Annotated in this window: 31 protein-coding genes; 12 read left to right on the forward strand and 19 right to left on the reverse strand. The window is 64.6% G+C overall.

What is annotated here, in order from left to right:
* Positions 1-765: 765 nt before the first annotated feature.
* The 3 genes from LH19_RS11355 (at position 766) to LH19_RS11365 (ending at position 4,513) form a co-directional block, all read left to right on the forward strand.
* Positions 766-1,950 carry an IS701 family transposase gene (locus LH19_RS11355; RefSeq protein WP_054727989.1) on the forward strand — a complete coding sequence of 395 codons (1,185 nt, stop codon included), beginning with the start codon at positions 766-768 and terminating at the stop codon, positions 1,948-1,950.
* A gap of 152 nt (positions 1,951-2,102) precedes the next feature.
* Positions 2,103-3,317: an IS256-like element ISSpma2 family transposase gene (locus LH19_RS11360; RefSeq protein WP_006954973.1), complete on the forward strand. Its 1,215-nt coding sequence runs from the start codon at positions 2,103-2,105 to the stop codon at positions 3,315-3,317.
* A gap of 557 nt (positions 3,318-3,874) precedes the next feature.
* Positions 3,875-4,513, forward strand: a complete 639-nt coding sequence (locus tag LH19_RS11365) for a hypothetical protein (protein ID WP_054727991.1) — start codon at positions 3,875-3,877, stop codon at positions 4,511-4,513.
* A gap of 16 nt (positions 4,514-4,529) precedes the next feature.
* On the opposite strand, the gene LH19_RS28625 is transcribed toward LH19_RS11365, so the two are convergent.
* Together LH19_RS28625 and LH19_RS28630 are read right to left on the reverse strand one after the other, a co-directional pair.
* Entirely contained in the window at positions 4,530-4,667 is a 138-nt protein-coding gene (locus LH19_RS28625) for a hypothetical protein (RefSeq protein ID WP_156344031.1), read from the reverse strand.
* Positions 4,668-4,742: 75 nt separating this feature from the next.
* Positions 4,743-4,976, reverse strand: a complete 234-nt coding sequence (locus LH19_RS28630; RefSeq protein ID WP_145923393.1) for a hypothetical protein — start codon at positions 4,974-4,976, stop codon at positions 4,743-4,745.
* A gap of 255 nt (positions 4,977-5,231) precedes the next feature.
* On the opposite strand from LH19_RS28630, the gene LH19_RS29625 reads away from it, so the two are divergent.
* Positions 5,232-5,366: a hypothetical protein gene (locus LH19_RS29625; RefSeq protein ID WP_257720451.1), complete on the forward strand. Its 135-nt coding sequence runs from the start codon at positions 5,232-5,234 to the stop codon at positions 5,364-5,366.
* Between the two features lie 122 nt (positions 5,367-5,488).
* On the opposite strand, the gene LH19_RS28635 is transcribed toward LH19_RS29625, so the two are convergent.
* The 3 genes from LH19_RS28635 to ybaL all read right to left on the reverse strand — a co-directional run bounded on the left by LH19_RS28635 (position 5,489) and on the right by ybaL (position 8,214).
* Positions 5,489-5,659, reverse strand: a complete 171-nt coding sequence (locus LH19_RS28635; protein WP_156344032.1) for a hypothetical protein — start codon at positions 5,657-5,659, stop codon at positions 5,489-5,491.
* A gap of 132 nt (positions 5,660-5,791) precedes the next feature.
* Positions 5,792-5,944, reverse strand: a complete 153-nt coding sequence (locus LH19_RS28640; RefSeq protein ID WP_156344033.1) for a hypothetical protein — start codon at positions 5,942-5,944, stop codon at positions 5,792-5,794.
* Positions 5,945-6,387: 443 nt separating this feature from the next.
* A complete protein-coding gene (ybaL, locus tag LH19_RS11370; protein ID WP_054727993.1) occupies positions 6,388-8,214 on the reverse strand; it encodes a YbaL family putative K(+) efflux transporter in 1,827 nt (608 codons plus the stop codon).
* A gap of 26 nt (positions 8,215-8,240) precedes the next feature.
* Between ybaL and LH19_RS11375 the strand changes: the two genes are divergently transcribed.
* Both LH19_RS11375 and LH19_RS11380 read left to right on the forward strand, forming a co-directional pair.
* The gene (locus LH19_RS11375) at positions 8,241-8,855 is read left to right on the forward strand and encodes a hypothetical protein (RefSeq protein WP_054727995.1); all 615 of its coding nucleotides are present in this window, start codon (positions 8,241-8,243) and stop codon (positions 8,853-8,855) included.
* Between the two features lie 320 nt (positions 8,856-9,175).
* The gene (locus tag LH19_RS11380) at positions 9,176-10,513 is read left to right on the forward strand and encodes a glycine zipper 2TM domain-containing protein (RefSeq protein WP_054727996.1); all 1,338 of its coding nucleotides are present in this window, start codon (positions 9,176-9,178) and stop codon (positions 10,511-10,513) included.
* Positions 10,514-10,625: 112 nt separating this feature from the next.
* Here LH19_RS11380 and LH19_RS11385 read toward each other — a convergent pair whose 3' ends face one another.
* The gene (locus tag LH19_RS11385) at positions 10,626-11,858 is read right to left on the reverse strand and encodes a sensor histidine kinase (RefSeq protein ID WP_234716151.1); all 1,233 of its coding nucleotides are present in this window, start codon (positions 11,856-11,858) and stop codon (positions 10,626-10,628) included.
* 178 nt (positions 11,859-12,036) lie between these two features.
* Here LH19_RS11385 and LH19_RS11390 point away from each other — a divergent pair, with 178 nt between their 5' ends.
* Positions 12,037-12,258 carry an EexN family lipoprotein gene (locus LH19_RS11390; RefSeq protein WP_234716152.1) on the forward strand — a complete coding sequence of 74 codons (222 nt, stop codon included), beginning with the start codon at positions 12,037-12,039 and terminating at the stop codon, positions 12,256-12,258.
* A gap of 18 nt (positions 12,259-12,276) precedes the next feature.
* On the opposite strand, the gene LH19_RS11395 is transcribed toward LH19_RS11390, so the two are convergent.
* The 5 genes from LH19_RS11395 to LH19_RS11415 all read right to left on the reverse strand — a co-directional run bounded on the left by LH19_RS11395 (position 12,277) and on the right by LH19_RS11415 (position 16,846).
* A complete protein-coding gene (locus LH19_RS11395) occupies positions 12,277-13,206 on the reverse strand; it encodes a HEPN domain-containing protein (protein WP_054727998.1) in 930 nt (309 codons plus the stop codon).
* An 85-nt stretch (positions 13,207-13,291) separates the two neighbouring features.
* Positions 13,292-13,615, reverse strand: coding sequence for a DUF736 domain-containing protein (locus LH19_RS11400; protein ID WP_054728000.1), 324 nt, complete (start codon positions 13,613-13,615; stop codon positions 13,292-13,294).
* Between the two features lie 301 nt (positions 13,616-13,916).
* On the reverse strand, positions 13,917-14,720 hold the full coding sequence (locus LH19_RS11405; RefSeq protein WP_054733404.1) for a hypothetical protein: 804 nt from the start codon (positions 14,718-14,720) through the stop codon (positions 13,917-13,919).
* A 132-nt stretch (positions 14,721-14,852) separates the two neighbouring features.
* Positions 14,853-15,110, reverse strand: coding sequence for a DUF5818 domain-containing protein (locus tag LH19_RS11410; RefSeq protein WP_054728002.1), 258 nt, complete (start codon positions 15,108-15,110; stop codon positions 14,853-14,855).
* A gap of 167 nt (positions 15,111-15,277) precedes the next feature.
* Positions 15,278-16,846: a sensor histidine kinase gene (locus LH19_RS11415; RefSeq protein ID WP_054728004.1), complete on the reverse strand. Its 1,569-nt coding sequence runs from the start codon at positions 16,844-16,846 to the stop codon at positions 15,278-15,280.
* 171 nt (positions 16,847-17,017) lie between these two features.
* Between LH19_RS11415 and LH19_RS11420 the strand changes: the two genes are divergently transcribed.
* Positions 17,018-17,410 carry a response regulator gene (locus LH19_RS11420; protein ID WP_054728006.1) on the forward strand — a complete coding sequence of 131 codons (393 nt, stop codon included), beginning with the start codon at positions 17,018-17,020 and terminating at the stop codon, positions 17,408-17,410.
* A gap of 67 nt (positions 17,411-17,477) precedes the next feature.
* Here LH19_RS11420 and LH19_RS11425 read toward each other — a convergent pair whose 3' ends face one another.
* From LH19_RS11425 to LH19_RS11450, 5 genes are all read right to left on the reverse strand, one after another.
* Positions 17,478-17,735 carry a hypothetical protein gene (locus tag LH19_RS11425; protein WP_145923392.1) on the reverse strand — a complete coding sequence of 86 codons (258 nt, stop codon included), beginning with the start codon at positions 17,733-17,735 and terminating at the stop codon, positions 17,478-17,480.
* A gap of 337 nt (positions 17,736-18,072) precedes the next feature.
* The gene (locus tag LH19_RS11435; RefSeq protein WP_054728013.1) at positions 18,073-19,035 is read right to left on the reverse strand and encodes an NAD(P)/FAD-dependent oxidoreductase; all 963 of its coding nucleotides are present in this window, start codon (positions 19,033-19,035) and stop codon (positions 18,073-18,075) included.
* Positions 19,036-19,061: 26 nt separating this feature from the next.
* Positions 19,062-19,757: an MgtC/SapB family protein gene (locus LH19_RS11440; protein ID WP_054728014.1), complete on the reverse strand. Its 696-nt coding sequence runs from the start codon at positions 19,755-19,757 to the stop codon at positions 19,062-19,064.
* Positions 19,750-20,631, reverse strand: coding sequence for an NAD(P)H-hydrate dehydratase (locus tag LH19_RS11445; protein WP_234716153.1), 882 nt, complete (start codon positions 20,629-20,631; stop codon positions 19,750-19,752). Before LH19_RS11445 ends, LH19_RS11440 begins: the two co-directional genes overlap by 8 nt.
* Positions 20,624-21,385: a histidine phosphatase family protein gene (locus LH19_RS11450; protein WP_054728019.1), complete on the reverse strand. Its 762-nt coding sequence runs from the start codon at positions 21,383-21,385 to the stop codon at positions 20,624-20,626. The genes LH19_RS11445 and LH19_RS11450 overlap by 8 nt, the downstream gene beginning before the upstream one ends.
* A 295-nt stretch (positions 21,386-21,680) precedes the next feature.
* Here LH19_RS11450 and LH19_RS11455 point away from each other — a divergent pair, with 295 nt between their 5' ends.
* The 4 genes from LH19_RS11455 (at position 21,681) to LH19_RS11465 (ending at position 24,249) form a co-directional block, all read left to right on the forward strand.
* On the forward strand, positions 21,681-22,427 hold the full coding sequence (locus tag LH19_RS11455; protein ID WP_054728021.1) for an HAD-IIB family hydrolase: 747 nt from the start codon (positions 21,681-21,683) through the stop codon (positions 22,425-22,427).
* Positions 22,428-22,730: 303 nt separating this feature from the next.
* Entirely contained in the window at positions 22,731-22,874 is a 144-nt protein-coding gene (locus LH19_RS28645) for a hypothetical protein (protein WP_156344034.1), read from the forward strand.
* 112 nt (positions 22,875-22,986) lie between these two features.
* On the forward strand, positions 22,987-23,562 hold the full coding sequence (locus tag LH19_RS11460) for a DUF4142 domain-containing protein (protein WP_082395602.1): 576 nt from the start codon (positions 22,987-22,989) through the stop codon (positions 23,560-23,562).
* Positions 23,563-23,670: 108 nt separating this feature from the next.
* Entirely contained in the window at positions 23,671-24,249 is a 579-nt protein-coding gene (locus LH19_RS11465) for a DUF1989 domain-containing protein (protein WP_054728023.1), read from the forward strand.
* Positions 24,250-24,308: 59 nt separating this feature from the next.
* Here the strand turns inward: LH19_RS11465 and LH19_RS11470 are convergent, their stop codons facing one another.
* From LH19_RS11470 to LH19_RS11480, 3 genes are read right to left on the reverse strand one after another with little or no spacing between them, the layout of a single operon-like run.
* The gene (locus tag LH19_RS11470; RefSeq protein WP_054728025.1) at positions 24,309-24,644 is read right to left on the reverse strand and encodes a hypothetical protein; all 336 of its coding nucleotides are present in this window, start codon (positions 24,642-24,644) and stop codon (positions 24,309-24,311) included.
* A gap of 40 nt (positions 24,645-24,684) precedes the next feature.
* Positions 24,685-25,467, reverse strand: coding sequence for an SDR family NAD(P)-dependent oxidoreductase (locus LH19_RS11475; protein WP_054728027.1), 783 nt, complete (start codon positions 25,465-25,467; stop codon positions 24,685-24,687).
* Positions 25,460-26,677 carry a zinc-dependent alcohol dehydrogenase gene (locus tag LH19_RS11480; protein WP_054728029.1) on the reverse strand — a complete coding sequence of 406 codons (1,218 nt, stop codon included), beginning with the start codon at positions 26,675-26,677 and terminating at the stop codon, positions 25,460-25,462. Before LH19_RS11480 ends, LH19_RS11475 begins: the two co-directional genes overlap by 8 nt.
* Positions 26,678-26,692: the final 15 nt, after the last annotated feature.

Consider the following 26,692-nt stretch of genomic DNA (forward strand, 5'->3'; position numbering starts at 1 on the left):
CCTGCAGTGGCCGACGGACCGGCCCCGGTCCTGCCGGCTGGTCCTGATGTTAACGACATGGCGGCCGAAAAGATTGTGCAAAATCACGGTCGCGATCCTCGTCGGGGTTGCGCGCCCCCTTCATTGTCCCATTGTTCAATCGCTTGTTGGGCGGGAGACGATGGTGCGATTTGAAGATGGGCTGGTTGCGAGGCTCCCGAGCGGGCGTTGCTCTCACGCGTCCAGCTATCGATTGCGCGCTCGAGGTCGCGCCGCCGGCGCCGCGACTGGCGAAACGCGTTTTCGATCGTTTTCGGGACATGTTCCAGCCCATGATGGAGAAGCCGGTTCCACAGCCGAATGATCCGGCCGAAAGGTCGCGAGGGTTCGTGGATGGCAATCATCGACATAGACTCCCGTCGGCAAGCGGGAGCTCGATGTCTCTCAGTCACGGGATGCTTGCGATCGAAATCGGGTGATGGCGCATCCTACCACAGACGGACATAATGCCGGCATCAATTCGTCGCGCAGAACGAGACCATTCCACCCGCCCCAGCCTGCATCGTCGCAATTCCTCCGGTTCACCCGAGCCCGGTGCGAAACCGAAGCGTATCACGAGCGCAATAACCGCCGAGCGAGGCTTTTATCTTTCGCGCCTGGCGGATTTTACCGCTCGACTCTCTCGTGGATAAGCCTAGCACTACTTTGGCAGAAGTTTGATTTTGGGGATTCCCATTTTGGTTGATGGGTGATTCATAGGGAGCCGACGTTGGAAGGATGTCGGCGATGGATGGTGATTGGCGTGTTGATCTGGAGCGTTGGCTGGCGCCCTATCTGGAGGGCCTTGGCCACAAGGCTCGGCAACGGATGTGCCCGGCCTATGTCGCGGGCCTGATCGGTCCGGGGGATCGCAAGAGCATCCAGCCGATGGCGGCGCGGACGGGCGAAGTCGGCTATGATCGCCTGCATCACTTCATCGGTGCGGGCCTTTGGGACAGCGGTCCGCTTGAGGCGACCCTGTGGGAACAGGCCGATGCGCTGGTCGGCGGCGACAAGGCATGGCTGATCATCGACGACACCGCGTTGCCGAAGAAAGGGACGGCGTCGGTGGGAGTGGCGCCGCAATATGCATCAGCGCTGGGCAAGAATGCGAACTGCCAGACGCTCGTATCGGTGACGCTGGCGTCGCGAGAGGTGCCGATCATGCTGGGCTTGCGGCTGTTCCTGCCGGAAAGCTGGACGAGCGACGAGGCGCGCATGGTCAAGGCGGGCGTGCCCGAGCCCTTCCGCCCGTATCGCACCAAGCCGGCGATCGCTATCGAGGAAATCGACCGGGTCATTGCCGCCGGGGTGCGCTTTGGCTGTGTGCTCGCGGATGCCGGATACGGCCTCTCGGCTTCTTTCCGCCAGGGGCTGAGCACAAGAGGCTTGCACTGGGCGGTCGGCATCCCACGGCACCAGAAGGTTTATCCCGCTGATGTGCAACTGATCTTCCCCGTGGCGGGACGCGGGCGTCCCCGTCAGCACCACGTTCCGGACACCGCATCGCGCGCCGCCCACGCCGTGCTCGACGACGCAAAATGGCGACAGATCAGTTGGCGTCGGGGAACGAAGGGACGCCTGAGCGCGCGCTTTGCCGTCATGCGCGTCCGCATCGCCGACGGCCCGCCGCAACGCATCGGCGCCTCGGGCGCGCAGCACATGCCCGGGGAAGAAGCATGGCTGGTCGGCGAGCATCGCTCCAGCGGCGAGCGCAAATATTATCTCTCGAACCTGCCCGCAGATACGCCGATCCGGGATATCGCCGGCGCCATCAAGGCGCGCTGGATCTGCGAGCAGGCCCATCAGCAACTCAAGGAAGAACTCGGTCTCGACCATTTTGAAGGGCGATCATGGACAGGTCTTCATCGCCATGCCCTCATGACGATGATCGCATATGCCTACCTGCAATCCCGCCGCCTCGCTCGTTAGCGTCCGCGCTCGTGGTGTAATTTCCGGTGTAGGCGATGGTGTATTCCGGGGTGGGGCATGCCCCACCCCGGAATGCGGCGTCGCTGGTGGCCACCGGGTTCATCGTTATGGTGGAGTTTGCACACTTCAACCGTGACGAAGAGGAGTTCCCGATGACCGAGGACAGATTACTGATCGAAGAGCTTGCTGCGAAGGGCGGCCAACCGGATTTTTTGCGCACCATCGCCGAGAACGTGCTGCAGCTGATCATGGAGGCCGACGTTGATGGCCTGATCGGCGCGGGTCGCCACGAACGCAGCAGCGAGCGCGCGACCTGGCGCAACGGCTATCGCGACCGTTCGCTGGATACCCGGGTAGGCACGCTGAACCTGAAAATCCCCAAGCTGCGTGCTGGGTCCTACTTTCCGGGCTTCCTTGAGCCCCGCAAGATGGTCGAGAAAGCGCTGGTTGCGGTGATCCAGGAAGCGTGGATCGGCGGGGTCAGCACCCGGCGGGTCGATGAACTCGTCCAGGCCATGGGCATGACCGGCATCTCCAAGTCCACCGTCTCCAAGCTTTGCAAGGACATTGACGAGCGCGTCCATGCCTTTCTGAAACGCCCGCTCACCGGCGAATGGCCGTATCTCTGGCTCGATGCCACCTATCTCAAGGTACGCGAAGGCGGGCGGATCATCAGCGTTGCCGCAATAATCGCCATGGCCGTCAACACCGAGGGCCGGCGCGAGATCGTCGGCCTGCATATCGGCCCCTCGGAAGCGGAGGTCTTCTGGTCCGACTTCCTGAAGGACCTTGTTCGGCGCGGTCTTACCGGCGTGAAGCTGGTCATCTCCGATGCTCACGAGGGCCTCAAGGGCGCGATCACCCGCGTCATGGGCGCCACCTGGCAGCGCTGCCGGGTGCACTTCATGCGCAATGCCCTGTCCTATGTGCCCAAGGGCCAGAACACTGTCGTCGCCGCCGCGATCCGCCAGGTCTTCCTGCAGCCCGATCAGAAAAGCGCAACGCAGGTCTGGCGACAGGTCGCCGACCAGTTGCGCACCCGTTGGCCCAAGCTCGGCGCCTGCATGGACGAGGCCGAAACCGACGTGCTCGCCTACACCGGCTTTCCCACCCAGCACCGCACGAAGTTACACTCAACCAATCCGCTCGAGCGGCTCAACAAGGAGGTCAAGCGCCGCGCCGACGTCGTCGGAATCTTCCCGAACGAAGACAGCATCATCCGCCTCGTCGGGGCTGTGCTGATGGAGCAGAACGACGAGTGGCAGCTCCAGCACCGATACATGCAGATCGAAGGCATGGCCGAACTCAACCAACCCATGATCGAGGAGGAAAATCAGCCCCTACACATCACCGCCAAAGCCGCCTGACGATGGCCCACGGCCACAGCCGAAATTACACCACCTTGACGGACGCGACCCCTCGCTCAGGCGGGACGGAAAAAAAAGAATCGCAGGACCACCGCCGCAACCCAGTCTGCCCGCAGTCCGGCAGGCCATCCTTGATCACCTATCCAGGCCGCCGCCTGCCTGTTGCCCCCAATGCGGTCACCGCCTCCGTGAAGAGACAATCAAACTTCTGCCAAAGTAGTGCTAGGCTCTCTATACAAAGACTCTCCGATGCGACCCTCGTGAGAGTTGATGGGGCTTCCTTTGGTCACGACCGCAGAGGATGGAAAAAGCCCCGTCGAAGGATGGGGCTTTTTTCTGCTCTGTCGATCCATCCCTACTGCCATCGCCCCTCGGGGTTTCCGGACGCGATCACGATAATGGCGCGCGTTGGCCGCTACCGGGCTGGATAGTTTGTGCGAGTGACCCTGGCCTTGTAATCAGCGGTTGTTCGCACCACATGTGAGATATCGCCAGACTCGTCTTTTGCATGTTGGCGACCGAGAGACTTTCGCGCTCCCGCACATGGGAGACGGAACATGGATCTCAATCAACTTCTCTATCACCATCAGATGGCCTTGATTGCGGTAAGCCGGGCGCGGCGCGATGGGCATCTTCTGTCCAACTTCGATCTGCCTCGCTATTATTCCAAGCGGATCGCCGAATATCGCGACCGGCGCGGCCTCACCGACGGCCCGCCAACAGAAACGCGGCCTGGTTCCGCACGCCCCAAAGCCGACCAGGCAACCTCCGAACCGGTTGCCGGATATGCGGATTTCCTCGGCGACACGCTCATTGCCGAGCTTCTCATTCACAAGGCGCTCAGTATGACACCCCAGGAACGCAGCGCGTCAGCACTCGAAGATATAGTCGGCCGGCTGGCCGAGATCGAGGAAGCGCTCTGGGTCATCGGCCGCGATATCTATAGGTCGCTCGGATACGATGAAATGGCGCTCGCGACTCTCGCCGACGATATGATGATGGACGACGATGTGAGCACTACCAGCACGGTCAAGCCCGGCTCTGCGTGGCGATCGACGGACGAAGGTATCGCCCGCCACGTGGGGCAATTGCCCCGGGCGACTTCGCGAAACACCAACGTTCATGACGAGCGCGCCGAACTCCTTCGCCAGCGGATTCGGGAACGCAGCGTGAGCGGACAAGCCGATGACGCCTGATCGCGAACAAATCATTTCAAGGGCGATGCTCGACGCAGAAAATCGCCACGGCAATGCTTCGGAACAGTTTGCCGTCGGCAAGGAAGTTGAGGCGGTCAGCCTTGGCGATCGCGCGGCCGCCCATATCTGGCAAACCGTTGCCGAACGGCTTCATACACTCCACGATATAGGCAGGCCGCTCGGGGCAAGGACTAAAAAACTGATTATGCGTCGCTGCCAAAGCGACAAGCTAATAGCGAACCGGAACGATGCGGATGCGATCGATTGCACCCGGCGAAGCGTGCGACCGCGCAACCGCTGCCGCGCGCAAATCCTCTAAAATCAACACATCATAACCATTTTCGTCGGGCTGGAGCGGGACGTCGGTTTCGACAATCAGGATCATTTTTCGTTCACGCCCGTCAATCTCCCACTCGTACCAACTCCGCATGATAGGGTCTCGGTTTTCGCTGATATCGGTCATGACCATCTCCCATATGTAAGCGGGAGCACGGGGTCTCTCGGTTGCGGATGCCTACGAAGCGTTCGCCGCAATGATATACATATAGGCATTCGACCGGATCGATATAAGGGGCATCACCTTTGGTGAATTGCCCCGAATTCGTGCCTCGGTTTTCCTGTTCGTCGTAGAAGGCCTTTCATACCCTGAATTCCGAACAAGCTCCATGTGACAGAGGGACAAATATCGTGCTCTCGGCTTGATGCAGGAGCACGCACCATGTGCCTCAAACAGCTACTCGAAGACGAACAGATCGCGCTGATGCGCTATTCCGCCGCGACCGAACTTCTGGACGGTTATCGCTACACCAGCCTTGCCGATGTGGTCGCGCAGGCACGCCGTTTCCGCGTTTGATGCGAAAATCGGACGCTGCCAGCGGCCGAGCGTGACCGGAAGAGTGGCAGGACACGTCCCAAAACGAAACCGGACCACGTATCGACACGCGGCCCGGCTTGGGGACGATCGGTTAGCCGGGGCTAGCTGCTCTGCTTGCCCGGCTTTGCCGCTTCTCCGCCCTGCTGAGGCCGCTTGTCGCGGTCCGGCTGGCCGGGCTGACGGCGATTGCCATCTTCCTGCTGGGGCTGGCGCTCGCCTTCCGGCTTGCGGCCCGGCTGGTTGCCGGTCTGGTTCTGGTCGGGGTTGACCATGACCATTCTCCTCTCTTCAAATGCCCGGTAGTGGGCATGGAGACGACGCGCGAGAGAGGGCATTGTTCCTGTTTATCATGCCGGGCCGCGAATAGAGCGATTCCGTCCGGTCGAGCGGCAGAGCCGATCGTCTCAGCCCCGCCGTTCGCTCGCCTGCCATACCAAGCCGGGTAGTTTGACCATCTCGCAACCGCAAACGGTGCAATGGCTGACGAAGCGCCCCCGATCCCAGTGGCTGGCCTTGAAATCGACGAGGTGACGGCCGAAGAGATTGTGCAGTATCATGATCGCGTTCCTTTCGCTGGTTGTGCTCCGCTCTCATCGTCCCATTGTTCAAGGGCAGGCTGGACAGAAGACGACGACACGACTTGAGGACGGGCTGGTTGCGAGGCCCCCGAGCAGGCGCCGTTTTCGCGCACCCAGCTATCGATTGCGCGCTCGAGGTCGCGCCGGCGCCGCCGCGACTGGTGAAACGCATTTTCCATTGTTTGCGGGACATGTTCCAGCCCGTGATGGAGAAGCCGGTTCCACAACCGAATGATCCGGCCGAAAGGTCGCGAGGGTTCGGGGATAGCAATCATGGAATAGACTCCCGCTGAGCAAGCGGGAGCTCGATGTCTCTCAGTCACGGGAAGCTTGCGATCGAAATCGGGTGATGGTGCATCCTACCACAGACGGACATGATGCGGGCATCAATTCGCCACGCCGAAAGGGTCTACGCACCGGCATCAGGCGGCATCCTCGTCATCCCCCCGGCGCTGGCGCAGTTCTGGCGCTTCGCCAGGCGGGATGTCGGGACGGCGCTCGAAGGCGCCGCCCTCCCCGGACATGCGCTCCTTCTGAACTATGGCCGCCGCACGCGTCTTCGAGATGCCGAGGCTGCGCAGCGCATAGTCCGCAAGGCCGAACGACAGCTCGCGCGCGCCCATGATCGCGAGGCCGACGCCCTGACCTTCGAGATGGGCGACCTCGGCTTCGCTGTGGGTCCGGATCGCGGTGTCGATTTCGGGATTGAGCTCGCGCGCGATCTCGATGATGCGCCGTGTCTGAAAGCCCTCCGGGGTCGCGATCACGAGCAGCCGCGCTTGGGCGATATCTGCTGCCTCCAAAATACCGGGGGTCGATGCTTCGCCATAGACGGCCGTAATGCCGCGCTCGCGCAGCGCCTCGACGCGGCGTCGATCCTTGTCGACGACGATGAGGGGTAGGCCGGCTTCCGCGAGCATCCTGCCGACCACGCGCCCGACCCGGCCGTAGCCGACGACGACCGCGTGATGGCGAAAGCGGCCGTGCTTCGCGTCGGGCAGACGGGAAAGGCTCTCATCGCCTCCCCGCTCCAGCAATGCCAACAGCCGCGGTCGTCGTCGCAGCCATCTCTCGAAGCCGTCGAAAGCGATGAAGACGAGCGGATTGAACGTAATCGACAGCAGCGCGCCGGCGAGGATCAAGTCCCTCGCTTCCGCCTCGACCAGCCCCAAGGTGACGCCCAGGCCGATCAGGATGAAGGAGAACTCGCCGATCTGCGCCAGGCTCGCCGAGACGGTCAGCGCCGTCCGCGCCGGATAGCCGAAGGCCAGCACAATCCCGAACGCCGCAACCGACTTGCCGGCCAGAATGATCGCCAGCACTGCCAGAACGGCGGACGGTTCACGGACCAGGATGCCCGGATCGAACAGCATCCCGACCGAGACGAAGAACAGGACGGCAAAAGCATCCTGCAACGGCAGCGAGTCCGCGGCCGCCTGATGACTGAAATCGCTTTCGCTGAGGATCACGCCAGCAAAGAAGGCGCCGAGCGCAAAGGACACGCCGAACAGGGCGGCCGAGCCGAAAGCAATCCCGAGCGCGGTCGCGAGAACCGAGAGGGTAAACAACTCGCGCGAGCCCGTCCGGGCGACGCGCTCCAATATCCAGGGCGCGGCGCGCGTGCCGACGACGAGGACGAGGATGAGGAACAACGCGACCTTTCCGAGCGTGACGAGCAAGGCGAGCGCGATTTCGCCCGCGCCGCCCGAAGCCCCTTCACCCCCGGGCGCGCCCGCCAATGCCGGCAGCAATACTAAGGCCAGCACCATGACGAGATCCTCGACGATCAACCAGCCGACGGCGATCCGGCCGTTGATCGAATCCAGCGTATTGCGCTGCTCGAGTGCGCGTAGCAGTACGACGGTCGATGCGACCGACAGGGCAAGACCGAAAACCAGGCCGGCGCCGATCGTCCATCCCCAGAGATGTGCGAGACTCGCACCAAGCAGCGTCGCGACCATGATCTGTACGATCGCGCCGGGAATGGCGATCCTGCGGACGGCGATCAGATCCTTGATCGAGAAATGCAGTCCGACACCGAACATCAGCAGGATGATGCCGATTTCGGCGAGTTGGTTCGCTACATCGGCGTCACCCACGAAACCCGGCGTGAAAGGGCCCACCGCCACGCCCGCGAGCAGATAGCCGACGAGCGGTGGCAGCTTCAGCCTGCTCGCGACAAACCCGCCGATGAAGGCGAGGACCAGTCCCATGACAAGCATGGCGAGAAGACTGGTATCATGAGGCAATAACGATCCTTCCGGAAAGGGTCGCCATGCAGAAGGCGGCCGCGCCATCAGCGATGGCAGAAGGTCGATCCTACAACGGCGACGGTGCCAAGGCCATGCAGCAGCTTGAATCGTACGTCAGCAAGCCAGAGACGAAGTTTCCCCAAAGCTCCATCCGGGCCGTCGACGAATATGATCGCTCTGCCCTAGCATTGGACATGCATCATCCCCACATGGAAGATATCGCACCCCATGCCTTGAGCGCCGGTGCGACTGAGAGATGCCTCCATACTCCCGCTCGACGACGGAGCCGGGTCATGCCGAATATATCAGAAGTTTTGAAGTCCGGGCGGGCCGCAGCCGCGCCTCGCGTGATGGCGTTGCCTTCGCGGCATGAAGCGGACAGGCGATCCGCAGTCGAGAGTTGGGAAAATGAAGGCGGCCATTTCCCCGAGTTCGCGCCCTTCCGAAATCCCCGCCCTGCGGCTCCCGAACCGGCGGCGACCGACTGCGATACGCAGAGAGCGGAAATAGACTGGTTGACCCGTAAACTCGCCGACGATTTCGCCAATGGGCGCGTCGGCAAACGGTACAGCACCTATCAACATCGCACACGGGTCATTCGCCAACTGACGGCGATATGGGCCGCGGGGCGCCACTGATCGCCCCCGGCAGGCTGTTTGTTCCAAGGCCAGCGGCGCGTGCGCTCCAGCCCGTCATTTCTGTCCGAGCTTTGCGTGTCGGCTCAGGCAGCGACGGGGGCATTCGCGCGCATCTCATCAAATCTCCCAGCCGTCTCCCAAGTCCGTTGATAAAATCCCGACTAGAAACAATATAAATTACCCAATTTAGTATCATGATAGGAGGGAATATATCGAATCTTGAAACGATAATTTCAGGAATCAAGGATATAGGGGAACAATAATGAATACTGAGCGTTTTTAATAGCGAGCGGCATCTTGCCAGCTCCAGGAGCCCCCAAATGTACAGGTTTATTCTCGCGGCGAATATCGCCGCCATCGCCCTTGTTCCGTCCATCGCCGGCGCACGAACGCAGTCGCAGGCGACCTGCGAAGAACAGCGCTCGACGCGCGTCGTCGCCACGATCGGCGGCGCCGCGGCCGGCGGAGTGCTCGGCAATGTCGTCGCCGGTCGTGGCGACAAGACGGTCGGAACCGTGATCGGCGCCGCCGCAGGAGCCGTTCTCGCCAACCAGATCGCCAAACCGACGCGCGATTGCCGCGATGCCTTTGGCTATTACGATAATGAAAATCGCTGGCACGCGACCGGCGTGAACTCCTCCGATGCCCGCGGCTACTATGATCGTGACGGGATATGGGTCGATGGTCCGCCCAACGGTCGATATGGCAGCGATGGCCGCTGGGTCACTTACGCGGTGTCCAGTCGCGGAGAAGGCGACTATCGGCCGGGCGGCGAATGGGTGCCCGCATCGGCGAACGGTTATTACGACCGCGACGACATCTGGGTTCCGGGTTCGGCAAGCGGCCGGTATGACGATCGCGGGCGCTGGATCGGAAACGCCGCATCAGCCACGGCAACTCGCCGCGACGATGCCTATGGCTATTACGACGCCGCGGGCGCCTGGCACGCGACATCAACCGCGCGCGGCCGGGCTACCGGCTATTATGACCGCGACAACAAGTGGGTCACCGGAACGCCGAACGGCTATTATGACGAACGGCGCAACTGGATTCCCCAGCGCGAGGACGGAACGGCAAGCGGCAGCTATGACGGCCAGAACCGCTGGATACCGGCCTCTTCGGCAGGCTATTACGATGACAATGATCGCTGGATATCCGGCGCGGCAAGCGGCCACTATGATCAGCGCGGCCGCTGGGTCGCCGGCGTTACCGTCGGTCATTACGACGCGAACGGTCGCTGGATTGCCGGCGCGGCGGGCGGACGCCGCGACGCGAACGGACATTGGGTCGCCGATCCGCATCCCGGCTATTATGATCGGAATGGCCGATGGAACGCCGGGGCGACGACGGGCTATTACGACGCCCGTGGTCGCTGGGTTCCTACCGGGCGCGAGGGCATGGGCAGCGACTATGGGGCGAACCGCCCCGCTATCCTCTCGCAGCTCGCCAACCTCGACCGATATGTCCGCACCGCCCGATCGGAGCGCACGATCGACAACCGGACGGCCATGAGTGCCAGCCGCGAGCTGCGATCCATTCGTGCCAGCGAGCGGGCCATGCATCATGACCGGATGGACCGGCTGTCAGAGCGCAACGAAGCCGCGCTTCAGTCGCGGATCGATCGCCTGAATCTTCGCCTGCGGCTCAGCCCGCAGTAAAACGAACGTCCATTAAAAGGGGATCTGCCGCTTCCGCTCTATGCGGAGGCGGCAGCTTTTCGTCTGGATCATGGCGAGCGGCAGGCCGATCTTATTAGCTGGTCTAGCCGCTTCAGCTTACACCGACCGGCTCTTCGTGCACGATCGAGACCCTTGTGCCGGGACTGGCTCCCGCCGTTTCGACGGTCGCGCGAAGCTGCTTCGCCAAGGCCTCGACAATACTGGTACCGAGGCCGGGCTTGGCCGCGGCCAGCTTGTGCGGTGTGCCTACGCCGTCGTCATGGACCGTCAACTTCCATGCCTCGCCCAGCGCATGATAATCCACCAGGATCGTTCCACCGCGTTCGCCCGGGAACGCATGTTTGAGCGCATTGATGACGAGTTCGGTCACGATCAACCCGAGGCTGACCGAAATGTCGGCATTCACCTTGCTGTCGTCGGCGCTCACCCTGAGCGATACAAGATCCGAATCACAGATCATCGATGCGCCGAGGCTCTCGCAAAGCTGCGTGAAATAGGCGCCCAATTCGACCTCGCCCAGCCGCGACGCCGCCAGTTGTTGCTGGACGGTGGCAATCGACATCACGCGATTATGCGCATCGCGAAGATGGCTTCTCGTCTCTTCAGATTGCACCCGCCTCGCGCTCTGCATGAGCACGCTCGCAATGATCTGAAGACTGTTGGCGACGCGATGCTGAAGTTCCTGAAGGAGGATCGCCTTCTCGCGCAACAGATCGTCCTTCAGCTTTTCGCTGATCCGCGCTTCGGTCACGTCCGAAATGGTCAGCAGCAAACGCGGTCGGGCGAGATCGCCATAGTCGAGCATCTTCGCATGGAGCACGAGCCGGCGGGGCGCGTGCGGGCCATCGAGATCCATTTCATAGGATTCTATCTGTGCATCGCCGTGAAAGGTGACGCCGAGCAACGTCCGAAGTTGCGGCACGTCCCACTCGCCGTCTCCCAGTTCCAGCGGCGTCCGCCCGACCGCTTGCCGCGGGTCGAGCGCGAAGGCGCGGCAGAAGGATGTGCTGGCGGCAATGATCGTGAAATTCTGGTCGAGCAGCAGGGCGGGTGCGTCGGAGGCGGTAATGACGGCAAGCGCCAGATTGAGCGCGACGTCGGGGTGGGTGGTGTGGGTCATCATGGCCCCTTTCGGGGATACCGGAGAGCTGACGGGCTTGAAAGCCGGGTCCGGGGAGAAACGGCGCGCTCGCGAATACGACAAGGGCGCCCTGAACATGGAGGGTATATCATGAATGCAGGCGCGGTGCGCGAAGATTCCGCTCCATCGGCGGTGGCACACGGTTGACTGCGCACAAGGTTCGGCATTGGAGCGTGTCGCCATCGGTCGCGAGAGCCAAACGACCGCTTTCAAGTGGCGAATGACTCAGGCTGAAAGGCTGTATTGAGGCGCAAAGCCGCCCGAGAGATGCTCTCAGTTTGGATGCATCTCTCGTCGACGGCCTCGCACTTATCAGCTGAGACGCTAAGCTAGGCCACGGAAGTTCAGCGGGAGTGGCGATTTGCGTGCGATCATGACGTTGGCGATTGCCGTCACCTTGGCGGCGTGCGGACGAAGCGAGCCGCGCAGTCTGCAGTATTTCGAGAGCCATCTGGAGGAAGCGCGGGATATCGTCGCTGCTTGTGAGGACGATACTCACCGCGGCGATGAGTGCCAGAACGCAAGCATCGCAGTCGAAACCGCCGAAGCCCGAGAAAAATTCGAACGGTTCCGCGGCAAATAAGCGAGCGGTCGAGCCTTATCAGCCTGCCTGCTTTGCTGTGGATTCCAGCAGAGCGATCCGCTCGGCGCAAACCGATTCCACCACCTTTGCCAGTACTGTGACGCGTTCGCCGAGCCAGGAAAGCTCATCCTCGGTAATGCGATAATGCTTCGAGTAGCGCGCCTTGATGTAAGCTTCCTTGAGCTTCTCAAAACGTGAACGATCGATCTTCGTCTCTCGCGGCCACGCTTCTGCTAGCCGGGGATCGATCCGCTCGGCCTGCGTTCTGAGAAACGCAAGGTTGTGGACGTGCGGTGAATAGAACGAACAGACCAGAAGCGCGCAGTTGTAATAACGTTCGGTGGCCTGATGCAGGTTGAAAGCCGCCTCCTTTAGGCCGCGCTCCGAAATCAAAAATTCCGACGCGCGTTTGAAGCGCCCGGCACTCGGAAACCACTCGTCAAAATACTCCCGCGCCATCTCCAGCGCCGCGTGCGGCGTCTTCGGTTGCGGCTCGGCAAGCTCACTGTCCTCGGCTTCGTACAGCGCGATCCCGTCGCGCGCGACGTCCATGAAGAAATAGCGGCCTTGCGACAGCCCGGAGTTCACTTCGTCCAGACTGTGCACAATGAAGTTCACCGGCGTCCGCAGCGTCTTCGTCACCGACAGTTCGCGAATGAGCCGGTCGTCGAGCTTCGACCAATAGTCGGCGCGATCGGTCAGCCGCTTGTCGTTGACGATGATCAGCAGGTCATAGTCGGACTGATAGCCCTTGGCGGTGTGCGGCTCGTCGACCCACCCTCCCCGCGCATAGCTGCCGTAGAGAATGATTTTCGAGATGCGCCCCTTCTTCTTCCAGCCCTGCGTTGCGAGCGCCAGTGCATCCTCGAATTCCTCGAAGATAATCTCGACGACGCGCTCGAGTTCGCGCTGCTTGTGCGGGGGAAGATGGTCGATACCGCTTTTCATCGTCGTCACCCTATCAAGGCGGGGGCTCCCGCGCACCAGCTATTGCAGCCAGTGCGAGGATAAGCCGCGTGTTTCTTGCACGCCGTCAGTCGGCGGGGTTCCAGAGCAGCGCATAAGCGTCGGAATTGTCCTGCCCCGCCGCGCGGGCAAGGTTCGCATAAAGGCGTCGCTGCCCGAACTCGGGGGCTTCGAGGGCGAGCGACACGTAGCGGCGCTCGGACACCGCCGCGAGGCGCACCCATCCCGCGCCGATCTCGACGTCGTCGGAGTAGACGCGGTAGTCGGGCTGCACCTCGCTCCCCTTGCCGCGGTTGATGCGAATTTCGATCGGCACCCGGATCGAGAGGGTGCGAAGCTCGCCGACAAAGCCCTTCTCGATCGTGCCGCTGACGAAACCGATGGCTCCCATGATGTGTCTCCTGCCGTTGCCCGCGAGCCCGTCCCGCGGCGCAGAAAGAGAGCCGGGGCGCCGCAAGGCGCCGGCGCACCCCGAGGGCCGCAACGGCAGTGGAGGACGGGCGAAGCCCGTTGCGCCGGGGCCGCGCCCCGGCAGACGCCTCAAGCGCGGGTCGGGATCGCGGCTGGCCGCAGGGACGCGGCGACACCCGGTGCGCCTGGCCGTAAGAAGGTGCCGATCGCGCGCTGAACCTCGGAAAAGTTCGAAATCAAACCGACTGCGGCGAAGACGCTCAAGCGCCCCCAAGACAGTTTTACGATCTCGAACCGGACCAATGGTGCGCACCGCCGTCGCGCCAGCCCAGCGAAATTCCGATCAGCACGAGGATCGCCGCGATCGCTGCCGCCACCGCGACGGCAGCCGCCTCCTGTCCGCCGGCTGCAAAGATTGCTGCCAGCGCCCAGAGGAAGACGAGGGCGAAGGGCGGATTGCCCTTGCCCCGCGCAAGGGCCGTGGCCGCGATCAGACCGCCGACGACGATAATCGCGGCGGAGATGAGCGGCGCGACATCGGGCGCAGCGTCGACGCCATAGTAGCGCAACGTGGCCGCGACATTGACGATCGAGGCTGCGGTCAACCAGGAAGCGAGCGCCGACAGCGGCAGGATGGCGCCCCAGCGCTCGGCCGCCGAAAAGGGCGCCGTCCAGGCGGCGATACGCCGGTAGGCGATGAGGATCGAGACAAGCGAGCCGAAAATGATCAGAGTCGATACCGCATCGATGTCGCCGAGCTGCACCCAGGTGGCCCAAAGCGCATTGCCGAGAAAGGCGCCAGCCGCAGGCCAGCGCAGCGCGGCGAACAACGCGCTATCGCGCCCGGAAGCGGTGAACTGGAGGAGCGCGAAAACCAGCGATCCCAGATAAAGCGCGCCCCAGATCGAGAAGGCCCAGCCCGCGGGCGTTATCAGCGTCTGCACGGCGTCGGAGCGGTCGCCGACCGGCGTGCCGATCCCCATCACGGGCAAGAGGGCAGCTCCGATCTGCGCCAGCGCACAGAGAAGGACGACGATACGCGCCGGATCGGCGGCTGGTGCGGGGGTTGCAATGGTCTGGGTCATGCAAGCTTCAACCGGCATTACGCCACTTTGTTCCGCGGCTTGGGCCGGTCAAAATTGAGAGGAATGCGGACGCCGGCGAACATCCGGCTTTACAATCCTGCCCCCAGGCAGCTTCGACCGGAAGCGGCGCGACTATGCTTCGATCGGCGAGCCGCTGTCCGGTAGATCACCACCGGGCGCTACGGCGCCTTCCGGGGCGACGCCGTCGACCTCGACAAGATCCTCGCCGACGAGAATGCCGGTGATGCGCACGCGCTTCTCGACATGATCGACGGGGGTGCGGCGAAGGTCGAGCCGCCAGCGGCCGCCGAGGTCGCGGCGAAGCGCAAAGCCGCCTGCCACGCGCAGCAGCATTCCCGACTCGTCGATGCGTGATCCGATTCCCGCCATGGCTACGCCTTAACCGAGCCGCGCCCGACTCGCCAGCCACGAGCAAGGTTTGTGACGCCCACCCTGCGACCCGCTCCCCTCGACCATCGACCTTCGGCCCTCACCTTCGATCCTCGACCCACGAAGCGCGCGAACCTCGCGCGATCCCGCCGCGCCCGCGATGCTTGTCATGCGGGAAGCTCAAGGGTGCAGCAAACACCCTCGGGCCGGAATTCGATCGCGGCACTTCCGCCCTGCCCGCGGAGCGCCCGTTCGAGCATTCGCGTGCCGAAACCCGTGCGCGCGGGAGGCGAAACGGGGGGACCGCCCTGCTCGCTCCAGCGCAAGCGGAGCCGATCCCGGCCGCTCTCTTTCACCATGTCCCACTCGACCGCGACCGTGCCGGCATCGCCCGACAGCGCTCCATATTTGACCGCATTGGTCCCGAGTTCGTGCAGCGCCATTGCCGCGAGCAGCGCGCGCGACGCCGGCACCTCGGCGTCCGGCCCGGCGAGGCTGATGCGGCCCGGCTTCATCTTGTCGGAGGCGTGGAGCGCGCGCTCGATCATTTCGCCGGCCGATACGGTGCCCCAGTGGCGCTCGGTCAGGAGGTCGTGCGCATCGGAGAGGGCGCGGACGCGCGCCTCGAACGACTGGCGCTCGGTGGCCGACGTCTCGCGAAACGTCTGCGCGGCGATCGCCTGGACCATCGCGAGCGTGTTCTTCACCCGGTGGCGCATTTCGGCAAGGGTGAGCTGGAGCTCCTCTTCGGCCTTCACGCGCGCCGCGATCTCGACGCGCGCCGCCTCGTGAAGATGGGCGTTGTCCATCGCTACCGCCGCCTGCGCAGCCACGGCCTCGACAAGCTCCTCGACCTCGGCATTGAACATGGCGGGCTCGTCATGGCCAAAGAAAAGACCGCCGAGCACCGCGCCCGAGCGCGAGATGACGGGAACCGCGAGATAGCTCACGACGGGCAGATGCCCCTCCGGCATGCCGTGGTGCGGCGCGCTCAGGCCGTAGCGCGGATCCTTGCGGATATCGTCCGACCGGATCGTCCCCGCTCCGCGGAACGTCGGGTCGAAGACGGCGGTATTGCGCGGCATGCCGAAGCGCTCGAACGCCTCGCGCGGGGCGCCGGATAGCGAGAAGAGCAGGTAACTTTCGCCCTCGTCGCCCAGCACATTGTAAAAGAAGGCGCCGAAGCGCGCACCGCTGAGCTCCGTCGCGATATCGGTCACCGCCTGGACGATCCGTTCGAGGTCGAGATCCTGCGATACGAGGAGGGCGGCGCGATTGAGGTGGGTCAGCCGCTCGGCCTGGCGGGCGAGCTGCGCCTCGACCGCCTTTCGTTCCGAGATGTCGCGCGCGATCTTCGAAGCGCCGATGATCGTGCCGTCGGCGCGGCGCACCGGCGACACGGTGATCGAGAGGTCGACGAGGCTGCCGTCCTTGCGCCGACGGACCGTCTCGAAAGGCGGAACGCGCTCGCCGGCGCGCACACGCTCGATGATCGCGGTTTCTTCGCTGCGGCGTTCCTCGGGGATGAGGGTGAGGATCGAGCGGCCGACGATCTCGTCGGCACGATAACCGAACATGCGTTCGGCCGCGGGATTCCAGCTGGTGATGGTTCCATCGAGCGTTTTACTGATGATCGCATCGTCCGAGCCCTCGACGAGCGCCGCGAGGTGCGCGGCACTTTCGCGAACGGCTAAGCCCCCTTGCGCCGCTTCGTCCTCGACCAGCGTCTCACGCATATGTCATGGTCCCTGCCCCTCCGATGGCCCCTGCGTTCCCGAAACGGGAATTCGCTATGGCAAAGAAACCCTTGAGTGGTTGATGCGTTCCGCCGAGACTGCCATGCGCCCAGCCGTGACGCCGAGCGACCTCTCAACTTCGATCCATGTTTCAGGGCGAAAGTCATCAGCGTGCCAAACCCGTCCCCCGCCCCTCTCTGCACGGCCATCGTCGCCGAAGACGAATGGCTCGTCCGCATCGACATCGTCGAGGCGCTCGAGGCAGCCGGGTTCGCGGTTCGCGAGGTCGAAACCGCCGAGGACGCACTGCTCCTGATCGGCGAGGAGCGACCGCATATCCTCGTGACCGATATCCGGCTTGCCGGCGCTCTCGACGGATGGAGCCTCGCGGAAGCCTATCGCGACGCTCATCCGGGCGGCGGCGTCGTCTATGCCTCGGCCAATGTGCCGCTTGCCGACCGCCAGGTCGAGGGCAGCTTCTTCTTCTCGAAACCCGTGCTGATGAGCGCGCTCGTCGATGCATGCCTCGGCCTCTGCGCCGGGCAAGACGGCCGGCCCGCCTGAGGCGGGCAAGCGGGCGTGATCCACCTGTCACGCGTCCATCGCGCGCCCGTCACCTCCGCAGCGCGGGTCAGGCGGCGGCCGCCCCTGCCTGAGCAGAGGGCCCCGCGGTGCCTTGGGATGGGGGGAGGCCGTGCAGCTTCCAGAGATTGGCTTCGGTCTTGCTCATGCGAACGAGAAGCTGCTCGCCGTCCCATAGTTCGACCTCGGCACTGCCGCGATCGTTGAGCGCGAACTGGAACGCCTGATAGGCGTCGGGCGCGCGAAATTCGACGCGGCGCGGCTCGCGCGCATCCTCGCCATGAAAAAGAAGATGAAAAAGGCGCATGACATGCTCCATTCCTGTTCCGGAGCAAGCGCGACCCTGCTCTCAGCACCGATCGGAACGCCTCAGGCAAAGGGCGGACTGCAAAATCAGGCAGCCGCAAGAGACGCCGATGAGGGTGGGACTCAGCCACTTCTGCATAGCAAATTTCAGGGTCCAAGGCGCGAAAATCGTGATGATCGAGATCAATCCTGCACGCGCTGCGGCGGGTAGCGCCCCATCCGCCCGTCGCGTCGCCAGATCCATCGAGGCAGGTTTTGCCCAACAACCATGTGGGCCGAACGCGCCCGGCCGAGCAGCTTTCGTGCATCCGTCGAAGCGATAGCCTGCCCCGTGCCCTTCAGTGCTGGTCCGCCATTACATGCCCTTCGACACGGCGCAGCCAGTTGTGAAGCCGCGTCGCAGCCGCCGCGCCATGGCCCGTCGCGGTGCTGATCTGGTCGAGCCCGGCGAGAACATCGCCGGCGCCGTAGACGCCGGGCATCAAGGGCTCGGCAAAGGCATCGGCGGGCAGGCAGCGATTGGCGTCGCCTTGGAGACCGAGCCCCGCCAGCAATTCGCGGCGCGGTTCGGACCCGAGCGCCGGATAGAGGGTGTCGAAGAAAAGCGCGTCCTCCGCACCCTCCAGCTGAACCGCGATACGTCTGTCCCGGTGCGCGAGGCGAAGCAGCTGCCGCTCCTCGATCCGCACGTCGCTTGCCAGAAGTTCGGCACGCTGCGCGGGCGTGAGCTCGACCTGCCACTTGGGGATGAGGGTCACATCGTCGGTATATTGCCTCAGGAACATCGCCTCGGCGGCGCCGTGAAGGTCCGACCCGAGTACGGCGATCTTGCGCCCGCGATGCTCAAATCCGTCGCAGATCGGGCAGTAGCGCAGCGCGCCGCTCCGGACGGCGGCGTCATGGTCGCCGCTGGCAAGCACCGCCTCGTTGGTGATGACGCCGGTCGCGAGAATGAGCCCGCGCGCCGACAGGCGGCGGCCGTCCTCGAGCCGCGCCGCGAAGGGGGCACCGCCGGCGCCTGCGGACAGACAGTCGACGCGCGCCAACTCGATTTCGGCACCGTATCTCTCTGCCTGATCGGTGAGCCGCGCGACGAGATCGGCTCCCGATATTCCGTCGGGAAATCCGGGCACGTTCCAGGCCATCGGCGCGCCAAGCGCGCGCGAGCGTCCGTCGTGGAGCACGAGGGTGCGGCGGCGATAGCGCGCAAGATAGAGAGCGGCGGTGAGCCCTGCGGGTCCCGCGCCGATGACGAGCGCATCATAAGCGGGCTCGCCCGAAGGGTCGCGGCCAGCGGGCATGCGCTCTCCCGTTCCGGCCCCACCCTTCATCCCTGCTGCGGCCTGATGTCGAAGGCGGCGATGCGATCGTCCCCGCTGAGCGCCGCCGCCAGCGCATCGGCACATTCCTCGCCATAGCCTGCGGCGATCGCGGTAAAGCCGGGTGCGCCGCCGGCGCGGCGCTGTTCGACGGTGATCGCCTTGAGGCCATGTTCCCCGAGCAAGGCGATGACCTCGGCCGAGGCGATGCTCGTGCCCGCCCGATAATCGAGCGTGACATGCGCGATACGCCGCTGCGGCGCGTGGCGCTCGGTCCAGGTGACGGCAGCGAGCACGAGGAAGGTCGCGACGCCGCCGAAGATGGCGAGTTCGTAGAAGCCTACGCCGAACAGGATGCCGAGCGTCGCGGTCATCCAGAGCGACGCGGCGGTGGTGAGCCCGCGGACATTGAGCCCCTCGCGAAAGATCACGCCGCCGCACAGGAAACCGATGCCGGTGAGCACGCCATGCGCCATGCGCACGGGATCGATGCGCACGACCTCGGTCGGCGTGTCGGTGAGCCATTCCATCTGGTGAACGGCCGACAGCATGAGGAGACAGCAGGACAGCGCGACGAGGATATGGGTGCGCAGGCCGGCCGGGCTCGCGCGATATTCGCGCTCGCCGCCGATAATCGCGCCGGCGATGACCGCGCCCGCAATCGGCAGCAGGAGATCGGGGTCGAGGAGATCGAGCTCAGACACCGCGCATCAGCCCCGGGACGAGCGGCAGCAGCTCGCGCGCAAGATAGCCGAGCGGCCCCATGGTTTCGCCGAGCCGCCGCCCCGCTTCGCCGTGAAGCCAGATGCCCCAGGCGGACGCCTGCAGGGGCGAGAGGCCTTGCGCGCCGAGCCCGGCGATGAGGCCCGCCAGCACGTCGCCCGAGCCGCTGACGGCAAGGCCGAGCCCGCCGCCCGCATAAGCCAGGCAGCTCCCCTCGGCGATGAGATGGCTCGTCGCGCCCTTGACCATCACCGCCGCGCCGAAGAGGTCGGCCGCCTTGCCGAGCGACGCGAGCGGGTCGCTTGCGACCTCCTCCTTCGCTACATCGAGCATCGCGGCAAGTTCGCCTTCGTGCGGGGTGAGGATTGTGTGCGCGGCGCGCGGCCGGATCGCATCCGAATGTGCGGCCGCTGCGCGCAGCGCGACGGCGTCGAGGAGGAGGAAGATGTCCTCGGGCAGCGCCGGCAGCAGGGCTTCGAGCAGGGTCCGGACGATGTCGGCGTCGATCATCGCGGGCCCGAAGACGATGGCGTCGTGCAGCGCCACCTCGCCGAGCAGCAGTTCGGCCGCCTCGGGCGCAATCTCGCCCGCTTCGGTTTCGGGGAGCGCGACGACGGCGCAGGCCGGAAAGGCGATGCCGATCGGGATCGCCGCCGAGGCGATCGTCGCGATCGTCACCTTGCCCGCCCCGGCGCGGAACGCCGCCTCGGCGGTGAGCAGCATGCCGCCCGGCACCCGGCGGCAACCGCCGATCACGAGCACCCGGCCGCGTCCGTTCTTGTCGACATTGTCATGATGATCGGGAAGCGGATGCGCCTTGAGCCAGGCGGTGTCGAGCGGGGTTGCCTCAGCCACGCGCGGCCACCATCGCATCGGGTTCGCGGGTGACCGGGACTTCGTCCTCCATTGGCGCAGTCACATTGTAGCGCGACAGGACGAGGTTGCCGTCGCGGCCCACGTCAGCGTCGAAGCGATATTCGGTGATCGCGCAATTGGCGACGTCGCCCTCGCTGTCGATTGCCAATATCTCGGCCTCTCCCAGATTTTCGATGATGGTGCGCAGGCAAAGGACGACCACCTGGTGCGCGACGATCATCACGCGCCGCCCGCCATAATGGAGCGAGACCGTGTCGAGCAGTGAGCGGAGGCGCAGGATCACGTCGCACCAGCTTTCGCCGCCCGGCGGGCGGTGATAGAATTTACCGAGCGCCAGCCGGAATTCGGCCTGATCGGGATGCGCCGCCTCGATGCCGCGGCGCGTGAGGCCATCGAGGATGCCGAACTCCTTCTCGCGCAGCCGCTCGTCGATGCAGATTTTCTCGTCGGCCGCGCAGCCTCCCGCGGTGCGGAAGATTTCGGCGGTCTGCACGGCCCGTACATAGGGCGAGGCGAGCATGATCTCGGGGCGGCCGTCTTCCTCGCCCGCGGCGAACCAGGCGCCGAGCGCCCGTGCCTGTTGCTCGCCCAGCGCCGAGAGGGGCACGTCGACATCGCGGTGGTCGAGCGCGATGCGCAGGTCACCCGCCGCGTCGGCGGCATCGCGCGCGACATTGCCCGCGCTCTGGCCGTGGCGAACCACCCAGAGCACCGAAGGCCAGCGCGGGGTCATCGAATGGCTTTCCTCGTCATCGACACGCTAACGCCTCCAAAGCCGAACTCGTTGCGTTAGGCTCGCGGGTCGCCCAGCGAGCGGCCCCGACCTTGCCGCGGCCGCGGCATGCCGACAACGACGGCCCGCCATCCGTCCCCGCCACGCCCGCTCCCGCCGTGCTCGTAGCCCCGTCTTTGACATTTTGCCCGCGAGGTAGGTCGGGGCGAGGTGCCCGCAGGAACTTCGGAAGGCCTCAGGCGATTGGGATGCTTTGTCGGCTCAGCGTCGGCGACAGCGAACAGAGGAGACAATCATGAAGAAACTCGTCGCCTTCGATCTCGATGGAACCCTGGCGGAAAGCAAGCAGCCGCTCGCCCCCGAGATGGGCACGGCGATCGCGAAGCTCCTGGGCGTCGCCGAGGTCGCGGTGATTTCGGGCGGCGACTGGCCGCAGTTCGACAAGCAGGTCGCGAGCCGGCTTCCGGCAGACGCCGATCGGGGTCGGCTCTGGCTGATGCCGACGACGGGCACGAAGCTTTTCGTCCACCGCGGCGGCGGCTGGACGCCGCTTTATGCCGAGCTGTTCAGCGACGAGGAAAAGGCGCGCATCCTCGCCGCCTTCGACGCGTCGCTCGAGGCGACGGGGTTCGTTCCCGAGGAAGTCTGGGGCGATCGCATCGAGGACCGCGGCAGCCAGATCACTTTCTCGGCGCTCGGCCAGCAGGCGCCGATCGCCGCCAAGGAAGTCTGGGATCCCGACTTCGCGAAGCGGCGGATCATCCAGGCGGATCTCGGCGAGCGGCTCCCGGGCCTGTCGATCAACATGGGCGGCGCGACCTCGATCGACGTCACGCGCGAGGGCGTCGACAAGGGCTATGGGCTCAAAAAGCTGAGCGCCGAGAGCGGAATCGCGCTCGGCGACATGATCTTCATCGGCGACGCGATCTTTCCGGGCGGCAACGACTATCCGGCGAAGCTGCTCGGGCTCGACACGGTGCGCGTGCGCGACCCCAGGGAGACGATCGCGGTGATCGAGGCGATCGTCGCTTGCCTCGGTTGAAGGTGCGTCAGGCGACCGCGAGCCGCGCCGCGCGCCGGGCCCTTTTTGGCCGCACCGGCGCCGCGCCGCCGGCCACCCGAACGCATGATGAGGCCGGCGACGCCCCAATCGCGCCCGCCCGCCCCGCTACCGCGCGGCCGTGCCGTCCCGAAAGGAGGCCGGAACGCGCACGGCGCCCCGGACCGTTGCGGCACGCCAAAAGCGTATAACTTCGATCAACCCGGCTCCTCTTTCACGCAACAAGCCGGACAGGCGCGGGGTTTCCATATTGGCCCGCCTCGGGCCGCATGGAAAGGATGCCTCATGGCACAGAATGACAAGAAAGACGGCAAGCAGCAGGGCAGCTCGTCCGGCAAGGGCAGCCAGCAGCAACAGGACGGCGGCAAGAGCCAGTCGGGAGCGGACAAGCAGTCGGGCAGCAAGGATCAGGGCAAACAGCGCAGCTGACCTCCGCCCCCGCTTTCCGGGTGAAAGACCGGGCCGCGCGCGCCGCGGCCCGGTCTTGCATGCGGAAAAGCCGGGAGGCCAAGGCGCAGAAGATCATTTGAGGAGAGACGTGATGAAGACATGGATTGGAGCCGCGGCGATCGCCGCGATTGTCGCGGGATGCGGCGGACCCGATACGCGCGACGAGGAGCAAGCCGCCGCGTCTGCTGACACGGCCGTTGTGGCACCCGAGCCCGGTCCGGCCGCCGCAACGCCGGCGCAAGCAGTCAGCACGGCCGATTATGTCGCGCAGGCGGGTGCCGGCGACCTCTGGGAGATCGAATCGTCGAAAGCCCTGCTCGCCAAATCGAAAGATGCAAAGGTCAGGGCCTTTGCCGAGATGATGATCGACAATCACGGAAAATCGACCGCAAAAGTGAAGGCGGCCGCCGCGAGCGCCGGGGTCGAGGCGCCAACACCGACACTTGCTCCCGACCAGGAAAAGATGCTGGCGGACATCAAGGCCGCCGATGCCGCGGGTATCGACAAAATCTATCTCGACCACCAGAAGACCGCGCATGGTGCGGCACTGGCGCTGCACCAAGGCTATGCTGCCTCGGGCGAGGCGGTCGCACTCAAGCAGGCGGCAGCAGAGATTGTGCCGGTGGTGGAAGCGCACCGAGCCGAACTCGGCAAGCTGGCCCCCTGACAGAGGCTCGGAACCGGCGTTTCAAAGCCGCATTTCGTCCTCCTCCCGGCAACCGCTTCATGACATCTCAATTCATTCCCGCCGCACCTTCTCAGTTCAGGAGCATTCATGACCGACCGGATCGCGCCCCGCAGCGGCGTCGCCTTCACGCTTCCCAAGGACAAGATTCTCTGCGTGACCGACCCCGAGGGCGGCCAGGTCGGCGACCTTCTTGCGTTTCGTGCGGCGGATCCCCGCGAAGCGATCTCGAACGGGCGGACGTTCGACTATGAAGAGACGATCCGGCTGACGACCGGCAACCGCTTGTGGTCGAACCGGTCAAACGCATTGCTCGAGATCGTCGAAGACAGCTGCGGGGTGCATGATTTTCTGCTGACGCCATGCAGCGAGGCGACCTTTCGCCATTTCTACGCCGACAAGCCCGTTCATCGCGGCTGCTTCGGCAATCTGGCCGACGCGCTCGAGCCATATGGGATTGCTGCCGACGCCATTCCCGTCGCGTTCAACCTGTTTATGAATGTGCCGGTCGGCAGCGACGGCAAGATCCGCGTCCTTCCGCCGACGACGAAGGCCGGTGACTTCATCCGGCTTCGCGCGCTCGACGACCTGATCGTCGGGCTCACCGCCTGCTCGGCCTACGACAGCTGCGGCGGCAGCTTCAAGCCGATCGACTACCGGATCGAGTGAACCGGCGGGTACAGCGCTGCCAGAGCAATTGCGCCGCGCCGCCCGACCGCCGCGAGGGCCTAACGGCTCCCGCCAACCGGCGCGTCCGCCCCCTTGCCGGGCGGGGGCGTATCGGGTTCGGCAGCGCGCCCGCCGCCGCCTTGCGGGTCGCTATCATAATCCTCGGCATTGCCCTTGCCGCCGGCACCCGCGCCGCTTCCGCTGACAGGACCGCAGCCGGTGCTGCGCCGATGGCCGCGGTTGGCGGCGCCCGATACGTCGCCGGCCTCGCGCTCCCCGGCGGGATAGCGGTCGGGCGTCGTCGTTCCGACATTCTCCCGGCGTTCCGCGGGCTCTTGCGGCAGCGACCCGTCCCCGGCGGAGCCCCCATCCCTGCTGTCATTGCGATTGTTCATGATCGTCTCCTCTTCACCAAATGAGGCCGGATCGGCCAGATCAGCCTTGCGTCCCCGACCCCGGCTCGGCCAGCTTCCGGTGCATCTCGGCTGTCGCCGCTTCGCTGAGAACGCCCGATACGAGGACCTGCGCCTTGTTCTTGAGCCCGTGAACGACCGCATGCTCTCCTGCGAGGAGCGCGTCCCATCCGGTTTTCGCCACATCGGCGGGATCGTCTTTTTCCGATTGCCCGACCTTGGTGTCGAGCATGCCGGCCCGCTCGAAAAAGCGCGTCTCGGTCGCGCCGGGTTTGAGACAGGTGATGGTGACGCCGCTGTCCTTCAATTCATTGCCAATCGCCGCGGCGAAACTGTCGACGAAGGCCTTGGTGCCGTTGTACACCGCCTGGAAGGAGCCGGCGAGATGCCCGGCGATCGAGCCGGTGATCAGTACCTTGCCTTCGCCGCGCGCGACCATCGCCTTCAGGACCGGCTGAAGCAGCAACAGCGTGCCGGTGATATTTGTGTCGATGACGTGACGCCACGCGTCGACGGGCTGGTCGAGAAAACCGTGGCCGAGGCCATGACCCGCGTTGGCGACGAGAATGTCGATCGGCCTGCCGCCCGCAGCGGCAAGAAGACGTTCGACCCCGGCAGCAGTCGCGAGGTCGGCTTCCACCGCCTCGACCTCGACGCCCTTGGCAAGGAGGCCCGCGGCAGCATCGACGAGCGGCTCGTCGGCCGCGACGATGAGGTCGTAACCATCCTTCGCGGCGAGTAGGGCGATCTCGCGGCCGATACCGCTCGAGGCGCCGGTGACGACAGCGAGTTTGCGATCAGGCATGTTGCAGCTCCTGCCGGGCCGAGATGTCCCCTTTCTTGAGGCCGGGTTTCAGGACGATCTTCGTGTAGAGGTCCTGGTCATCGTGCCAATGCCGGTACATGTCGGCCGCGTCTTCAAGCGGCGCGTGATGCGAGATGAGCGAAATGGTGTCGAACTTGCCGTCGCGGATCATGTCAAGAAGCTCGCCCGAATAGCGCTGGACATGCGTCTGTCCGCTCTTGACGGAAAGGCCCTTCTCCATGAGCTGGCCGAGCGGGAATTTGTCCGCAAAGCCGCCGTAAACCCCGGGGATCGACAGGCGGCCGCCCTTGCGGCACGCAAGGATCGCCTGGCGCAAGGCGTGGATACGTTCCGTGGACGACAGCATCTTGACCTTGACCTGGTCGAGAATGTTGTCGGCCGTAAACCCGTGGCTCTCCATTCCGACGCAGTCGATGCAGGCGTCCGGCCCGACGCCGCCGGTCATTTCATCGAGCGCCTCGCGAACGTCGACCTGTGTATAATCGAGGATCTCGGCACCATATTTGCGCGCGAGCGCGAGCCGCGTCGGAAAATGATCGATCGCAATCACGCGCCCGGCGCCCAAGAGCAGCGCCGACTGGATCGTGAACAGGCCGACGGGGCCGCAGCCCCAGACGGCAACGGTGTCGCCGGGCTCGATATCGGCGTTGACCGCCGCCTGCCAGCCGGTCGGGAGGATGTCCGAGAGGAAGAGCACGTCGTCGTCGGGAAGGTCGTCGGGAATGACCACCGGCCCGACATCCGAATAGGGAATGCGGACATATTCGGCCTGCCCGCCGGCGTAGCCGCCGGTGAGATGCGCATATCCGAACGCCCCGCCCATCGCATGACCCATCATCAGCTCGGATGCATCCCGCGTCTCGGACGGGTTGCTGTTGTCGCAGGCGCTATATTGCTGCTTCTCGCAGAAGAAACATTGCCCGCAGCTGATCGTGAAAGGCACGACGACGCGCTGGCCCCGCTGCAGCGTCGAGGATGCGCCGGTCTCGACCACTTCACCCATGAATTCGTGGCCGACGATATCGCCCGCGCGCATGCCCGGAATATAGCCGTCGTAAAGATGAAGGTCCGAGCCGCAGATCGCGGTCGAGGTCACGCGAATGATCGCATCGCGCGGGTTGACGATTTCGGGATCGGGAACGGTTTCGACACTGATCTTGTGGCGTCCCTGCCAGGTAACGGCGCGCATGGCCTTCTCCTTGAT

Source organism: Sphingopyxis macrogoltabida (assembly GCF_001314325.1).
In the GTDB taxonomy this organism is placed as follows: Bacteria; Pseudomonadota; Alphaproteobacteria; order Sphingomonadales; family Sphingomonadaceae; genus Sphingopyxis; species Sphingopyxis macrogoltabida.

Bases quoted from the DNA above. Each gene is read 5' to 3' on its own strand.
- LH19_RS11355 (WP_054727989.1), top strand. From the start codon at position 766: ATGGATGGTGATTGGCGTGTTGATCTGGAGCGTTGGCTGGCGCCCTAT.
- LH19_RS11360 (WP_006954973.1), top strand. From the start codon at position 2,103: ATGACCGAGGACAGATTACTGATCGAAGAGCTTGCTGCGAAGGGCGGC.
- LH19_RS11365 (WP_054727991.1), top strand. From the start codon at position 3,875: ATGGATCTCAATCAACTTCTCTATCACCATCAGATGGCCTTGATTGCG.
- LH19_RS28625 (WP_156344031.1), bottom strand. From the start codon at position 4,667: ATGAAGCCGTTCGGCAACGGTTTGCCAGATATGGGCGGCCGCGCGATC.
- LH19_RS28630 (WP_145923393.1), bottom strand. From the start codon at position 4,976: ATGACCGATATCAGCGAAAACCGAGACCCTATCATGCGGAGTTGGTAC.
- LH19_RS29625 (WP_257720451.1), top strand. From the start codon at position 5,232: ATGTGCCTCAAACAGCTACTCGAAGACGAACAGATCGCGCTGATGCGC.
- LH19_RS28635 (WP_156344032.1), bottom strand. From the start codon at position 5,659: ATGGTCAACCCCGACCAGAACCAGACCGGCAACCAGCCGGGCCGCAAG.
- LH19_RS28640 (WP_156344033.1), bottom strand. From the start codon at position 5,944: ATGATACTGCACAATCTCTTCGGCCGTCACCTCGTCGATTTCAAGGCC.
- LH19_RS11375 (WP_054727995.1), top strand. From the start codon at position 8,241: ATGCAGAAGGCGGCCGCGCCATCAGCGATGGCAGAAGGTCGATCCTAC.
- LH19_RS11380 (WP_054727996.1), top strand. From the start codon at position 9,176: ATGTACAGGTTTATTCTCGCGGCGAATATCGCCGCCATCGCCCTTGTT.
- LH19_RS11385 (WP_234716151.1), bottom strand. From the start codon at position 11,858: ATGGCGACACGCTCCAATGCCGAACCTTGTGCGCAGTCAACCGTGTGC.
- LH19_RS11395 (WP_054727998.1), bottom strand. From the start codon at position 13,206: ATGAAAAGCGGTATCGACCATCTTCCCCCGCACAAGCAGCGCGAACTC.
- LH19_RS11400 (WP_054728000.1), bottom strand. From the start codon at position 13,615: ATGGGAGCCATCGGTTTCGTCAGCGGCACGATCGAGAAGGGCTTTGTC.
- LH19_RS11405 (WP_054733404.1), bottom strand. From the start codon at position 14,720: ATGACCCAGACCATTGCAACCCCCGCACCAGCCGCCGATCCGGCGCGT.
- LH19_RS11410 (WP_054728002.1), bottom strand. From the start codon at position 15,110: ATGGCGGGAATCGGATCACGCATCGACGAGTCGGGAATGCTGCTGCGC.
- LH19_RS11415 (WP_054728004.1), bottom strand. From the start codon at position 16,846: ATGCGTGAGACGCTGGTCGAGGACGAAGCGGCGCAAGGGGGCTTAGCC.
- LH19_RS11425 (WP_145923392.1), bottom strand. From the start codon at position 17,735: ATGCGCCTTTTTCATCTTCTTTTTCATGGCGAGGATGCGCGCGAGCCG.
- LH19_RS11435 (WP_054728013.1), bottom strand. From the start codon at position 19,035: ATGCCCGCTGGCCGCGACCCTTCGGGCGAGCCCGCTTATGATGCGCTC.
- LH19_RS11450 (WP_054728019.1), bottom strand. From the start codon at position 21,385: ATGACCCCGCGCTGGCCTTCGGTGCTCTGGGTGGTTCGCCACGGCCAG.
- LH19_RS11455 (WP_054728021.1), top strand. From the start codon at position 21,681: ATGAAGAAACTCGTCGCCTTCGATCTCGATGGAACCCTGGCGGAAAGC.
- LH19_RS28645 (WP_156344034.1), top strand. From the start codon at position 22,731: ATGGCACAGAATGACAAGAAAGACGGCAAGCAGCAGGGCAGCTCGTCC.
- LH19_RS11460 (WP_082395602.1), top strand. From the start codon at position 22,987: ATGAAGACATGGATTGGAGCCGCGGCGATCGCCGCGATTGTCGCGGGA.
- LH19_RS11465 (WP_054728023.1), top strand. From the start codon at position 23,671: ATGACCGACCGGATCGCGCCCCGCAGCGGCGTCGCCTTCACGCTTCCC.
- LH19_RS11470 (WP_054728025.1), bottom strand. From the start codon at position 24,644: ATGAACAATCGCAATGACAGCAGGGATGGGGGCTCCGCCGGGGACGGG.
- LH19_RS11475 (WP_054728027.1), bottom strand. From the start codon at position 25,467: ATGCCTGATCGCAAACTCGCTGTCGTCACCGGCGCCTCGAGCGGTATC.
- LH19_RS11480 (WP_054728029.1), bottom strand. From the start codon at position 26,677: ATGCGCGCCGTTACCTGGCAGGGACGCCACAAGATCAGTGTCGAAACC.